This is a genomic window from Paenibacillus oryzae (assembly GCF_001675045.1).
In the GTDB taxonomy this organism is placed as follows: Bacteria; Bacillota; Bacilli; order Paenibacillales; family Paenibacillaceae; genus Pristimantibacillus; species Pristimantibacillus oryzae.
The window spans coordinates 40,005-55,699 of sequence record NZ_LYPA01000029.1; the positions used below are offsets into that span (position 1 = coordinate 40,005).

General features: G+C 51.1%; 4 protein-coding genes. 2 read left to right on the plus strand and 2 right to left on the minus strand.

Annotation, left to right across the window (positions count from 1 at the left end; genetic code table 11):
- Positions 1–87: 87 nt before the first annotated feature.
- Positions 88–1,644 (minus strand): diguanylate cyclase domain-containing protein, encoded by a 1,557-nt coding sequence (locus tag A7K91_RS03440; protein WP_068679700.1) that lies wholly within the window; start codon positions 1,642–1,644, stop codon positions 88–90.
- 110 nt (positions 1,645–1,754) lie between these two features.
- A complete protein-coding gene (locus A7K91_RS03445; protein WP_156739288.1) occupies positions 1,755–2,366 on the minus strand; it encodes a hypothetical protein in 612 nt (203 codons plus the stop codon).
- Positions 2,367–2,608: 242 nt separating this feature from the next.
- Here A7K91_RS03445 and A7K91_RS03450 point away from each other — a divergent pair, with 242 nt between their 5' ends.
- Complete coding sequence (locus A7K91_RS03450; RefSeq protein ID WP_068679703.1) at positions 2,609–7,921, plus strand: DUF5011/hyalin repeat domain-containing protein; 5,313 nt, start codon at positions 2,609–2,611, stop codon at positions 7,919–7,921.
- 34 nt (positions 7,922–7,955) lie between these two features.
- The gene (locus tag A7K91_RS03455) at positions 7,956–15,671 is read left to right on the plus strand and encodes an S-layer homology domain-containing protein (protein WP_068679705.1); all 7,716 of its coding nucleotides are present in this window, start codon (positions 7,956–7,958) and stop codon (positions 15,669–15,671) included.
- Positions 15,672–15,695: the final 24 nt, after the last annotated feature.

The following is a 15,695-nucleotide window of genomic DNA, read 5'->3' on the forward strand; positions in this document are numbered from 1 at the left end:
CAAGACACCCTTTCCCGTCCGGTCCTCTCTGCTGAATAATTACGGACAGCCCCTTTATCTATTTCGCTCCTCATAGTGGGGCGTAAGCTACTCGGCGCGAACCGGGTGACGCCATTGCGTCACCCGGTTCCTTCCTTGGGTTTTGGAGACATATAAAGCCTCATCAGCTTTGGCGACGAGCCAATCCGCCTTCTCCTGATCGTTAGAATCACTATTCGGGTGATAGGTGGATACGCCAATGCTGATCGTTACAAACTGGCCTATGGCGGAGCCTTGATGAGGAATAGCTGATTTTTCGATAGCTCTCCTTATTTTTTCGGCCAAAATCATCGCTTGCTGACTATCCGTGGCGGGGAGAATAACGACAAATTCCTCGCCCCCGTAACGGGCGATGGTTGCAGTGGGATAGTTCAACGTTTTGCGTGCGACGGCGGCTACCTTGCGCAAGCAGTCATCTCCCGCCTGGTGGCCGTAAATATCGTTATAGGCTTTGAAATTGTCAATATCGAACAACAAAAGCGACAATCCTTTTTGCTGGGGATGCTGAACGGCTTTTGTCCACTCCTGCTGCAGCGTTTCGTCAAAGAGGCGGCGGTTGGCAATTCCCGTTAGGCCGTCGATTAACGAAAGATGCTTAAGATGCTCCTCCATTTTTTTGCGGGCGGAAATATCGGTTGCTGTTCCGATTACGCCAAGCGTTACCCCGTCCATCATGAGCGGAGACAAGGTTAGCAGCACCGTAAGACGGACGCCATCCTTCCGCACATATGTCCATTCCTGTCCCTCATTTTGGGTTTCCTGCGCCCCGCAGTTGAAAACCTCGGCTCCGATAATTGTTTTCCCTCTTTTTTGCGACAGCAGCTCCGCGAAGTCCTGGAGTTCCTTGCGATCATGGTAGAGCAGCGGGGGTTGACCAATCAGCTCATTCCGGGAATAGCCAAGCATCTTCTCCGCGCCGTTATTGACATTCGTAATGATCCCCGAGCAATCCAGCACAGTAACCGCCGTATGCGTTGCGGATTGGAAGATCGCTTCCTGCACTGCATGCAAGGAACGGTACCGTTTTTCGCTTTGCTCCAGCTCTCTTGCCAACCGGTTGGTGGAATTGAAATAGGAGATTAAAGCTGCTGCAAATATACCTCCAAAACATATAAGCACCAGGTATGTTGCCGTAGTTATCGAAAACCCTCTCAACACAGAAGACCAGAACGATACGTTTGCTACGACAAAAAGCAGGCCGAATATCCATTTGTGCCAGTATACTTTTGTGTATTGCATAATGATGCCGGTGCCAATGCCGGACACGGTGATTGATAGAAAGGCTTGTACCATGGAAGAGTTAAGCCCTTCAAACATCAGGTAGCGGCCAATTGCTATGAACAATGCGGTTATAATAGAGGCCGGCAAGCCGCCGTAAAAGGCGGCGCTTAATACAATAATTTGACGAAAATCAATAACGGTCGTTTCGTTCAGCCGGAAGCTGTACAGGAGGAGCAATAATCCGCATAGACCGTGCGTTATACCAATAAGTATGCGAAAAGGTATTTTGCGATTGTTCGCCCTTAGATAGTTTCGGAAAGCAAGGTTAAAAAGAAAGAGGAAAGCGGTAAATAAAGCAAAGTTAGCGATCATGTATCTGATCATAGGCATCCCTTCTGTCATGGTGATAGGAGGCAAACATGAATACTCTTGTTGCTCTTGTTGCTCTTGTTTCTCTTGTTGTTCGGAGTGTCCTACCTCAGTATAAGACGCTCTCAGGTGGAGGGCATTTGAAGGATCAGGTGATTCATAATGGCGGCAATGGTAGCTCCCTTAAAAGCATCAGGAACCGCTGTGCCATCCGTACGGGAGTAGTTGAAGCGATTTCTGTCCGGGTCTGGAGTATACCCTAGCTGGATGAGCGCTTCTGCCAGAGCAGCGGGAAGACCGTCATCCCCATGCAGCTCTCTCCAGCGGGGAGTGGCGTATATAGAAACATCCCGGTCGCCTTCTCCGGTATGCAATTCAATCCAGTCCTCATGGTCTCTTATAATCCATTGCCCTTTGGAAAACAGCGAAATCCCTTTGCCGTCCAGCGTAGAGATGGCATCCAGATTAACGCCGAAGCATTCATTAATCAGTCCTCGAATGGCTGGCCCATTCCCAGGCCTTCCTCCTTGCTCCCAAATAAGGTGCAACGCATCGGTTCTATTATTTTTGGCCGCTGCGGGCTCCTGATCCTCCATTATCATTCCGGGCAATAGCGGAATTCGACTCAAATCAATATCATATGTCTTTTTTATAATATCGCCGATGGCTTCGGCATTTATTTTACCCTCCAGCTTGTCCAGCAGTTCATTCATCTGTAAAGCCTTTGAACCCGTCACAATACCCCTCCAAACGCATTTCTAGATATCTCAATTATAAAGTTGATAGGGGTAAAAATAACAGTCATTTTTTCAAAAAATTGGGGCGAATATAGCAAATGATTTATTGGCGAATAGATGTAACCTCCTATCATAATCGGACTTTAGAACTAGATTGTTTAGAACATGTTTAGTGCCGCCTGCTATACTTGGGCTTAGCAGAAGATGAATTTACTATAACGTACAGAAAAGGGGAAAAGTGGATGCGGTCATTAGGAATTTTCCGTCGAGGGAAAAAAAGCCTGTCACTGCTGATTATGATCAGTTTGTTGGCAGCGCTTTTTCCGTTCCGGCAATCCCAAATCGCGGAAGGCGCTTCGCAGCCGGCTGACAAGGAGGTATGGGTCGGCCAGGCGAAGCTGGGAAATCAGAGTGTTTCGCCAGACAATATGTTTATTAACTTTGTCAATAACGTGCCTGGTTTTTCGTATGAGCAGGGCGGCGTCGATACCGCTGGACTAGCTATCGGCACAATGCGAATGCGCAAGGGCGGCTGGATTGAACTGACAATCGATATTGGCGCCAATGAACAGCTGAAGCAGCTTGCCGCAAGCGGTCAGGCTGAGGTGGAGATGGGCTGGGCCAATTTATACTGGTCCGAGGAAGGTTTTCCCAAATACAACTATCAGGGAACCGATGCTAGTATGTCTGTAATAACAAATGGAGTAGAACAAGAATTGTTGCATGGAAGAGCTTGGGACGGAGGCATTGGATCTCGTTCGGTCACAGCTGATCTCAAACCTAACTCCATCATAAAAATCAGGGTGGAGGGCATCCGGGATCACATCGCAGAAAAGCCGGTGGGCACTGATAGGATGTATGTCCGCTTTAAAGATACGAAAGCCCCCGTTTTATCAAGCTACAGCTTCACTGGAGACGGATTGCAGCGCTGGAATGAAAACGTCTCGCAGCAGGAGCTATACGTCAAAAAAGACGAAAAAATTGATCTGACCTACCGCTTCAGCGAACCGGTGCGGCCAAGCGAGGTTATCGCTGGAGCCTCCAATCCTGTGACGGACGCGTTTCTGAGACATCCTCTGTTCGTCAATACCGCTGGGACAGGGCTGCCTGCTCAAGAGCAGCAGCAATATCTGGTCAATCAGCAATACACTTCAACCGCGGCCAGCCTGGCCAAATATTATACCAATATTACCTATCGCTACACGGGAATTATTTATCATAACAGCGGCAACCTGCCGGTTGAGCCTGGTCTGACGGCGCCGACAAACAACAATCCCGGCGAATCTCTATACGAGAAGTTTCAGGCAGCAGAATATGTAGATGCTGCGGGCAATGCAGCCAGAATAGACTTTACAACCTTAAGGCCCAACGACAGCAGCGATCCTTATTTGCAAGGCAAAGCCGTTAATGATCCCTTCAACTATGATGAGGGCGGTTTCCGGATTATCGTGGATGCAGTTCGTCCGAAATATACGAAAACCGGAAATGGCATTCAGCCCGAAATTTTGACAGGCGTAACGGTCAATAACAACGATGTTATGTACTTTTTGGTGCAATTTAGCGAGGAGGTTGTGCCTTGGCGCAATCACAATTCCTCCTGGGAGGCCAAGGATACCTATTTATTGTTCAATAACGGCATGAAGGCCTACTATGAGTCAGGCTCCGGTACAGACAAATGGCTGTTCAAAATTGTGCTGGAGGATGATAAGACGCTGGAAACGCCGCTTCTGAAGGTTATAGAGCTTGCTCATAATAGCAAGCCCTCCGATACACTGGTGCTTCAGGACTATGCGGGAAATCTGCTTCTGCAGCCAGCCAATTACAAAGGTATTCATACAGACGGCAATGAGACTTATATGGACTCTACCATTGACTGGGCCAATTTGATGATCGACAATACGCCCCCGACGATTCAATTCTTTTTCGAGGCGGGCGGGGCCAGCAATAATACTTACCAGCGCAATGGCAAAGCAACCATTGCCGCAGACGATTCCGATATTCTTGTGCCGCCTCTAGATCCCGATAATCCGGGGGTTATGCTGCCCAGCCGGGGCATCTATCGTCCGTCCAATATGACAGGAGCTTCTGCGCCGACGGTGGGCCTGGTTTATTACATTTGGAGCCAAAGTGCAGAAAATCCCTTTGACTCCAAGGCGGCTGACAACTATGCGGCAATCAAACGTTATTCCCTTACTGGAAAGCAGCCGCGCGAGGACTTGTACAAATCAGCGGAGGATGCAGAGAAATTTGCATCGCTTAATTTGGCTGTTGCCAATAACAAAACCAATATGATAGCTCCGCCGGATGAAGCGCTGCTGGCCGACAACAGCGGCATCTGGTATCTGCATGCATGGACGGCGGACATGACCTGGGATTCGGCGCGCGAGCTGGCCCAATATGAAAAAATGAAGTCCTATATTACAACAAATCCGGTCCAATATCAGGCGTGGAAGGATGAGCAAGGCGGCTCGGAGGCTGATCAAACGGCTTACGCCAATGCAAAGGCGCTTGCTGCCGTAGGCGATTACGCCAATCTTGATCTGTGGAAGCTAAGCGACTTTATGCAGGAGGATTCCAACTGGACGTACGGGTTAACCCCGTTTCTGCTTGACAATAAAGCGCCAGCGGTGGATTTCACCAATATTGACGGCAATTCAACAGCGGAAGCGGTTGTTTCCGTAAAGATTGCCGATCCTCACAGCGGCCTGCAAAATGCCTATTTTCAATTTGCAAAAGCCGGAGAAGCGACAAGCGAAGCAGCGTGGCAAGCGCTCGCGGTAGATGGGAATGGAGAGGCGTCCATCTCGACGCTCAACCAGATACCTGAGGATGGGAAATATACCCTCCACGTGCGCGCTTCTGACAAGGCTGGCAATATGCTGAACACCTTCCTGGCGGAAACCATTATTGTCGATTCGTCATCTATCGTCAAAGCGGCATTTTTACCAGATAGCAATTCTGCTTACGAGCAGAAGCATGATATTAAGTTTTATTTAAGCGGGCTGGAGCCGGAAAGCGTGGCTTACGCCTGGTCATCCAGTATCAATCGTCCCACATCGGAGTCCGCCTATAAAACCGTTACTGCCAGCGTTTATCGGCAGGCTGGAGAGGAAGGCATTATAATCGTTTCTCCCTCAGGCGGCGGAGAATACGAATATGACTTGTCGTCGCAGGACGCTTACAGCGGCCAGCAGTATGTGCACGTTGTTGTAAATCCCGGTGCGGAAGACCGGATTTATACGTATTCCAAAGTCTATTATTTCGACAACGAGCCTCCTGTGGTCGGATTTAGCCGCAACGGCGTAGCTTATCCGCAGGAAAGCCATGAGGTAACTGTTACGATAGCGGAAGAGGCAGGGCGGGCCGCCGTTGCACTCCGCCAGTACCAGTGGGTGGCTGACGGCGCGCCGGCGCCTGATCCTTTAACGGGTGGATGGCTCGGACTGCCATTGGACGGCAAGGTCATCCTTGACGCCAAGGAATGGCTGAACCCCGGTGAAACCGCCAATTATCGTCTTTACGTTCTGGCAGGCGATGCCGCTGGCAACCAGACCGTAGCCTCCACAGAGCTGTTCAGCATTTCACTGGCTGATTCCTCTACTCCGTCGGGCGGCTCGGCTAACCTGATTTATATGTACGGCGATGAGACAGACGGTTATACAGGCATTATCAATCTTAACTTGGACACGCCGGACAAAAAGGGATATGAATATTCCTTGTCGACCAACGGGGGCCAAAACTGGAGCAAATGGCAGCCTTACACCAACTTTATCTCCACAAAGCTTCCTTCCAGCGTCATCGCGCTGCTTGATATGAAGATCAAGTATCGGGTGAACGGAGGCGAAGGCGGCGACCCTGTAGACCTGCAATTCCAGCAGCTGTCCGAGACGGAGCCGGTCTATGCGCTGGCGACTGCAAACACGGTTAAACCAGTGAGCTCGACAACCGGCGTCAACATAGAAATCAAGGCGCCGCTTGGCATTCGCGTCAAAGCTGCGGAGGATAATCCGCCTTCCGGTCTGGAGCAAATGGGCAGCTCGTTCAAGGTTCGGGAGAATGGGTATTACGCCTTTAATTTGACGGACTTGGCTAACCCGAGCCGTACAGGCAAGCTTTATATTGCAATTGGCAATATAGACGATACGCCGCCAATCGGCAGCATTTATTATATGAGCACGACTCCAACAAACGGAAATGCGGTTGTTAAGCTGGAGTCCAACGAACCGGTTACGGTTTTGAACAACAGCGGACGCAATACGTACACCTTTACGGAAAACGGCAGCTTTACCTTCCAGTTTGCAGATGAAGCCGGAAATATCGCCGAGCAAACCGCAACAGTTAGCCACATCGACAAAACGCCGCCTAATGTGCGCATTGTCAGAAGCTATCAATACGGCATGGGAAGCGATCAGACCTTTGGCACCATTGAAAATAACCAAGGCGAGATCATTGCGGCTAACGGCGTTGTGCTTTCCGTTGAAAAGTCCGACCCGGCTGGAAAAGACTTTAATGTCGTGGGCGGCTCCAGTACGTTGACGATTACAAAAAATGGAGCCTACTCCTTTGCCATCAGCGACACCTATGGGAATACAACCCTGGTCAATGAATCAATAACACATTTAATTGCCAATGGTCCTGAGCCCGCGCACATTGAATACAGCTTTGTTGATGAAGACGGCAATGAGCTGTCCGAGGACCAAATCGTGACGATTGACGGCAAGCGTTATGCCAAAGGCAAGCAGCGGCTGACTATTTCCGGACAAACGGAGTCTCATAATCCTGTCTTTCTGGGAACCAGGCCGTCACGCGACGATGCAGGTCAATATACCAACCGCATTAGTGATGCGGAAGGCCGCTATTCCTTTACCCGAGTGGTGGAAGGCAATGGCTCCGTAACGATTGCGCTGGTCGACCTGATCGGCAATGTCGGAAAGGCCTCCGCTGTTGTGGAGGGGCTGGACAACACTGCGCCGGAGATTAGCTTGAAGAGCAGCTTTGCAGGCATCCTTCAGAACCAGGCCAATTTTGATGCCAAGGTTGATCTTGGCGGCTATACGGTTACTGACAACGTATCCGCACCGGAAAATATCAAGGTGACGGTATCCGGACTTGATTTGTCCAAAACGGGACGTCAAAGCGTTACTTATACCGCCGTCGATCAGGTCGGCAATTCGGCGACTGCCGTACAGGATGTTTATGTGCTGGCGGCTGACGGAATCCGGATTTTCGCCAACGACAGGCTGATCTCTTCTTCGCTCGGCGAAACCGCTATTTTTGATACGAACAAGCTTACGTTTAACATCAGCGGCTTTGACAAAATGAAGGTGGGCGGCGTTGACATGATCAACCAGCGCGGTACCTACGATGTGTTCTACCAGTCCGGGCTGTATCGGGAGGGTCAGATGAAGAGTATTGCAACCAAGCTGACCTATGCAGAGCTGACTTCCAAAAACTTTACCGTCGCTTTCCCGAAAGCCGGCTGGTACACCATCATCGTTCGAAATCAGGAGCGCGAGCGCGAATATGCAACATTTTTTGTCAGCTCGGTGAAATAGGTTTATGCAAGGCTTTAAAAACGGAGGTGCTCATGTGAAGCTGGCAAAAAAGACATTCCTTTCACTTCTTATATTTATCGTATTTATAACGACGCACGGAGGCGCCATTACGTACGCCATCGAGCAGGCGACTGCGCCAAACACAACGGAATTATCCAATGGCTTTATCAAAATTGCGGTCGATAATGCTACCGGACGGTTTGGCATCCGGACAGTAGACGGACAGCCCGTTCGCAAGAACGATAATAACGTAAATATGCTATTTAGAGGTGACAATCCCGAAACGTCGTTTACGACGTTTCGGATTGACGGCACGGACTATATTTTCGGCAATCCCTACAAATTTGCAGTCAATTTTGTATCGGAGATTACTAAGCCGGTTATTGTCAACAATTCCAACGGCACAAAGCAGATTGAAACCGTCTGGTCGATAAAAGGGGTTCGGATCAAGCAGGTTTTGATGCTCTATTCCAATAACGCAGACCTGGTCAACGCAGGCAATGTCAATGTGCGTTACGAGGTTCAGAACAACAGCGGAGCTCAGGTTGAGCTAGGCTCGCGTATTTTGCTCGACACGATGGTGGGCGGAAATGACGGTCCTGAATTTCAAATCGGGACCGCCTACCGCGCTCCGCTGACGGCAGAGCGTAGGCTGGTGCATGATCCCGCTGCCATCGGCGTTCCGGAGGAGGACATTGCCTATTACAAGCTGCCCCCTTATTGGGTCATGAGGGATAAGCTGGATTTGACCAATGCATTGGCAACCAATGTGACGGCCTACGGCTTCAACAATTTTTCAGAGGGCTATACCAATATTGTCGATGAGATGATTGTTGGCCACTGGAACGGCTTGGCTAATACGAAATGGGACTATACCGTAAATCGCAATCTTGATTTTACCCGCGATACCAATGACTATGGCTCGGCGGATTCGGCGGTGGCTTTCTATTGGAACCCGAAAACCCTTGCCAAAGGCGGATCAAAAACATTTGAGACGGTATACGGGCTGGGCGAGATTGTTGCGCCTGACAAAGTGTTTTCCATTCGTTTTCTGGACCCCGTCATGCAGCTTGGCACAACGGAGGACGGAAACGCTTATGCGGATGAAGGCATCTTCGATATCACAGCCGAAATTGAAAATTTGCCATCCTTTAATATGGAGCACAGCAATATTACGTACAGAATGGAGCTGCAAAGCGGGCTCGATTTTGTGGCATTAGATAACACAGGCAAAATTATACGCAACGATGACGGCACAGCTAAGACGGAAGCCGTTCGATATAAGGAGCAGGCTTTACCCAAGCCCGCTACGCTTGAAGAGGCGGCTCAGGGCATTATTCCTAAATACCAGCCGGGCGATACGATAACCGTCAACTTTAAGGTTAAGGCCAAGGGGCGTCCATGGCCGACAACAAAGCAATACATGCTGACCGCCAGCAGCCCCGAAACAAGAGCGAAGCTGAGTAAAGAGCAGCCGCAAGTGGAGCCGAAGAAAGAGTCAGAAGAAGGGGCGGAAGAAGAGGGAGAATTGCCTCCCGTGCATGAAGGCATTCAGGCGGAATTTGCCTCTACTAAAACCAACTTTATATTGCTTCCAGCTATTGGGGAAGCCAAAGCAACCTACGTGTATGGACTTTCCCCCGGGGAAGCTTACCGGACCGACGAAAAATACATTACGCTGAATCTGTCTAACATTGAGGCGTATACAACGAGCGGTGCACAAGGAAATCCGAATTTTGATCTTTATCTGGAGGAAACGGTCACAGGCAAGCGCTACAAGGTGCCGGTTGCCGATTCGGTTATCATTCAACCCACGGATGACGGTTCTACCGGCGATATGATCATTACGTATCGCGGCGGCGACCTGGTGGATGCAAACGGCGATGTGCTGGAGACGGGCCTTGGGCCCGAGCTGCCGCTTGGCGAATACAAGGTAGAAATAGATTACAAGAACGATACTCCGAGTAATGCCCGGGGTGGTGCCGGGAGCGAGGGCGATACCGAGGGTGAAACCGGAGGCGAAAACGAGGGCGAAGACGAGGAAGACGCGGAGCGTGACGCCATGTTTGATATCACGACCTCCCAGACCTTCCTGGTGACGGACAATGAGGACGCTCGTGTTCGCAACGCCAACCTGCTTGTTGTTTACAAGCAGACCGTGAACTTGACGCTGGTGCCTTTGTCGGCAGGCGAGGACGATCTGAAGGATATCAACGATGTTATGTACCATAAGCCGTTTGCGCCAGGCGGCTCGCTGGCAGCGGCAAAAACAGCGATGGTTCCTGCGCTTTCCAAGATGGCTATTGCCAGCCGTCTGGTCGATCCCGACCTGGAAGTGGATTCGCTGTTTGTGAACTCGACTACAAATACAGAAATGCTGAAGGATTTCCCGCTTTACAATTATCGCGCCTTTTCCTCAGAGGAGGAGATGGAGGCATTTTTCGAGGATCGCGAGGATCGGGAAGCGCTTGTTACGATCGAAGGCATGATCAAGCAAATCGGCAAGGGTGAGGATTTGCAGGCTGTCGTGGATACCTCGACAGAGCCCGCGATTATTAACGGAGCCGTTAATTATCAAGGCAAGGATCTTGTGTTCGTAAGGGGCGGACTTGAAATTTTTGGCTCCAAATACGATACGATTCCGCTTATGGATACCTTGTTCGTCAAAGGCGACGGTACGCTTAGCGTAGCGGGCAGCGGCTTTGTGTTCCATCGAGGCGAGTGGACGCTGGATTTCTACAACGGCTTCCAGAAAAGCATGGAGCGTGCGGAAGAAGACGATGATGACGACGAGGAAGAGGAAGAGGAAGAAGAGGAAGGCGATGAAGACGAAAACGACAATCCGGAGGATGATACGCTCAACGGCTCGCTTTCCTGGGCGCAGGGCAATATCGGATCCCGTCTGAATCCGATGCGTCAGGTGATGGTTGAGGATGTGTACTTTAATCGTCACTCCTTGTTTGCGACATTGCCCCTGTCGCTTGGCGGCTTTACCTTCCAGTTTAATGATTTTATTCTGCGTGAAGGGGGCTTGTCCTTTGGCGGCAGCATTTCCTTCAAGGTTGTTGATGCAGAAATCAAGGACGTTATTTTCAATAATAAAGGCTTTGTTGGAGTAGAAGCCGACCTTAAATTCGAATTAAACAAAGAGATGGGGCTTCTTAAGCCTGATAGCAAAGCCGAGGGTGTAAACGGCGAGCTGAACATTGTCCATTATCAACAGGCGGTGCAAGGAAAAAACAACTATTACGGCCTGAAGTTTGGCGCAGAGCTAAGCAATATGATGGAGGTCGAAGTTGAATTTGCCTTGAAAAAGGTAGATGACGGGCGGATTCTACCCGATGTTATCGCCTTCGGAACGTCACTGCCCAAACCGGGAGTGCTCATTACCGGCGCAACCTATTTGACCAAAATTCGCGGAGCTATCCGGGAGCTGGCAGATACGATCGCAGGCGGCTCCAAGGATGATCCATTCCCGCTGACGCTGGAGGCCGGAGTATCGCTCCGTTTCGGAATTGCGCCAGCATACCATTATGGCGATATCGACCTGACGCTGAAGCGGACGGGCATCAAAATTGTCGGCAAAATGGATTTTTCGACCAGTCCCAATGGCGATAACTTGATGCCGATGATTACCGAAGCGCTTCTGGAGGCGCAATGGGTCAAGCCTTGGTTTGTAAGACTTCAGGCCGAGGTTGATATTATGGGCTGGGATGTCATTATTGGCAAGGCCGGCATATTCGTAGGACAAAATCTGGAGAAAAACAGAATTGATTTTGAAGGCTTTGTCAGCTCCAAAATCCAGGTTCCGAGCGGAGTTCCGATAGTTGGCGGCATGCCGCTGTCCGGTGTCTACTTCGGTCTGAATAACGACAAGGTTTGGGGAAGCGTCAGCATTTTGTTTATTTCGCTGGGCGTAACCTATTATTGGGGCGGAGGAATTGAATTTGGCACATCCGGAGAAGGGTTGCCGGAAGGTCTGATTCATATGGTTGTCGAAGACCCCGAAAAAGGCTCTCAGCTAGTTGTTATTGGACAAGGCATCGAAACGGTAGCAACCTCCTGGCTTACGCCGGAGAACGACAATCAAGAAATTGTATACCGTGAACTGGGCAACGGAGTAACGATGATTGACCAGGGCACGCTTGATATCGGAATCGGCGGCATTACAACAAGCAACGGCGGCCGCGTCCACAATATTCCGGTAAACCGGATTAATGGCAGCGCGTTGATCGAGGTGTCGTATGACGGGCCTGACGCGCCGGAATTGTCCATCAAGGACAGCACGGGCAAGGCATATCCGATTGTTATAGACAACACGAATACCAACCCGCAGGCTAATGCCTTTACCCAATGGATACCTGCGGCGGCAGCCAGCGATGGCGTAGACGCCTACAAGCTGTACATCATGGTGCCGGAGTCAAAAGTGAAATCAGGAACCGCGGCATGGAAGCTGACCTCGGAGACGCCGGTTGAGACTAAGCTGTTGTCGGTGCCGAGTCTGCCGGAGCTGACCAATGTTGAGTTGAGCAAGGATGCGGCAAACAGCAATCAATTTACCGCTTCCTGGAAGGTGAGCAATCCGAGCGAAGGCGATACTATTAATTTGTATTTGACCAAGGACTCCGTCGTTGAGCCGCCAGCCGCTTCCGACGACGTAGCAGCGCCTGGCGATCCGGGCGTACTCATTGCCGGAAATATTCCGGTTGCGGAAAATGGCGAGGGCAGCTATACCATCGACGTAACCCAAGTATCTATGCTGGGAGATGTCGAGGATATTCGTGGCTTATTGCAGCAGGGCAATTATTATTTGCGGGCGGAGCTGAAGTCGGATGCTACCTATGGCACAATGACCTCGACGCAGCGCTTTGAGATCATTGACCCGCTTGCTCCGGTCAAGGTGAGCAATGTCGAGGTGAAGGCAGCCGGCAACGGCATGTTCTCCCTGTCCTTCAAGCCTGCGGACAAAAAAGCAGGGCATGAAGGCTATGAGCACAGTTATTCCATTTTTGCCGAAACCATGCAGGGAGACAAGCTTGCTTCCTATGACAGCTTCGGCGAGCTGCTCTTTACCGAGGAGGAGCTGGCTCCTTATTGGAACGCTGCATCCGGACGCTATGAAGGGATTATGGTTGGAGGCTGGACTTCTGTTTCGGCGAGCGATGAAAGCGCCGGAGAGAAGCATGTAGGTCTGGAGCCAGGCTACAAATATAGCATTTCAGTAACGGCAGCCGTTAAACCGCCGATAGAAGCGGATAAAAACGAAAACTATCATTTTGCGGAATCTGTGGCGAGCTCGCTTACGCTATTGCCTGTTCCGTCCAATCCGAAGCTGCGCCTGGCTTCGTCCGGGTCATTCGGCTCCAAGCTGGAGCTGCTGACCAATCAGACTTCCCAAAGTATCTCGGTTGTATCCGATCAGCCTAATGTAGAGGTTGAGGCCTTTATTGGAGGGGAATCGCTGGGCGTTGCCAAGCTTGCCAATACTGCGGGCGGCAGCGCAGGAACATTAACCTTTGACCAGTTCAAGACAGACGGCACTTATGCAGTCGAACTGATGGCTACTAACACGGTTACAAAGGACAGAAGAATTTCCCTGTTGTATCTGACAGTGGATACCCTTGCACCCGTATTGTATATCTCGCAGCCGGAGACAGGGGTGCGTACAAGCAATGGTTACATTCAGGTATCGGGGCAAACCAGCAATGACGCCAATCTGACGGTTGGAGGCACAGCTGTGCCAATTGACCGCAATGGAGACGGAACGTTCAGCGCTTCTATCCCCGTTGCTTCCAAGGAACCAACGGTTGATCTGGTGTTTGTGGCCCGCGATGATGCGGGGAACGAAAACCGGGCAGTTGTGACCATTACCAACGACAGCTTTGAAGCTCCTGTTGGACTTGTGCCGCGCTCCATAACCCTCGCGCCGGGTGAACAGCGCAAGGTGGAGGCTGTACTGCGTTATCCAAACGGCAAAGCGCCGGATGGCAAGCAGCAGTTCAAATCAGTTGTCGCCAGCGGCGACGAAATGGACAGGCTGAGCTACAGCGTTATTGCCGGCGAAACGATATCGCTGGCTAGCGACGGGACTATGCTTGGCATGGGCATTGGAGCTTCCCTCATTGAGGTGAAGTACAAAATTTCGGACGAGATGTCGCTGACCGCTTATGTGCCTGTTCAGGTGCAAGAGGTTAAGCCAACCTCGCTGCAAAGCATAACTGCCTATACGGCAGCCGTTTCCAATCAATCCAACGTTACCCGAATCGCTGTAACCAGCGCCGGGGAAACAACGGGATATCAGCTTGTATACCGTTCCTTTGCAAGTGGCTCCGAGGCTGCTGTTCCAGCCTTTGGCGATGATTTGACCAACTGGAGCCTGATTCCGGCGGGCGGTGTAGTCAAGGCCGCAGCCGGGGATCGGATCGTTGTTGCCAAACGGAATTCGATGGATAAAAAAGCGGTGTCCGCCTCCAAGGCCATGTCGGCCGTAGTATGGAGCGCAGGCGCAGGCGGCGGTGGCGGCGGCTTTGGCGGCGGAGGATTTGCCGGCGGAGCTGCGGGCGGCGGCGAAGAGGAAGCAATTGACGCTGAGCCGTTTACTTTGATGGTAAATGGAGTGTCCAGCAGTGCCAAATGGATAGGCAGCATATTGACGGCGGATATTTCCGCCAAAAACGCTGATGGAATGAAGGACAATTTGCGTATTGTGTCCAAGGATGCAACTGCAACGGGCTATTCGCTTCGTATTGACAAAGAAACGGTTAGCCGTTTGGCAGCGGACGGAAATTCCATCGTATTTGATCTGGCGAAGGCTAAGCTGACCTTGACTCCGGAGCAATTGAGCAAGGTACAAGGCAATCTGGAGCTGACTATAGCGCCTAATCATGTGGAAGGCGTGAAGCAGGCAGAGAAGGTTGCGCAGTCGGCACAAGCTTCGCTGCTGGGCAAAGGCTCCGGCTTCTCCGTAGCTCTTAATACGGAAACAGACAGCATCAAGCATTTGCAGATTGCAATTCCCGATGGAGTCAGCATCAATGATTTGACGGCTATTGTCGAAATTGGGGAAAACGGGTTCTGGACGCCGCTTCCATGGAGTCTGGAAATGATTGGGGGCAAAGCCTATGCAAGCCTGACACCAGCCAATGGCGGCAGCTTGTATTTCATGAGCGGCGAGGCGTCGTTCCGGGATGTTCCAAACCAATATTGGGGCAAGGCGGGCATTGAAGAGGCTGCGGCAAAACTTCTGGTGCTGGGCAAAGGCCAAGGCCGCTTTGATTACAACGGTCTCGTCAACCGCTCCGAATTCCCGACCATGCTGCTGCGGGCGGCTGGTCTGATGGGACAGACAGCGGAGCAGTCGTATCCTGATGTGCCGGCGGATGCCTGGTATGCGCGCAGCGTGGCGATTGCATCAAGGCTTGGACTGGTGACAGGATTAGGCGATGGAAGATATGCGCCGCAAAAAACATTGTCCCGTCTGGAAGGCATGACCATGATTGGCCGTCTGGTGGAGCAATATGCGCCGGAGTCAGCGCTGACGGACGAGGAAGTTTCCGAAATCATCAGCCGTTACAGCGATGGCGACGCTATTCCTGAATGGGGCAAAAAAGCGGTCGCTATGGCGATCAAGCATGGCATTATTACAGGCGATGCGGGAGCTATTAATCCTTCCGGCTCCTTGACGAGAGCGCAAGCCGCCATTATCGCGGTGCGAGTCCAGAAGTGGCTGTCTCTTGGCAATCAACGTTAATTATTATGCAGCACAGGCAGAGGC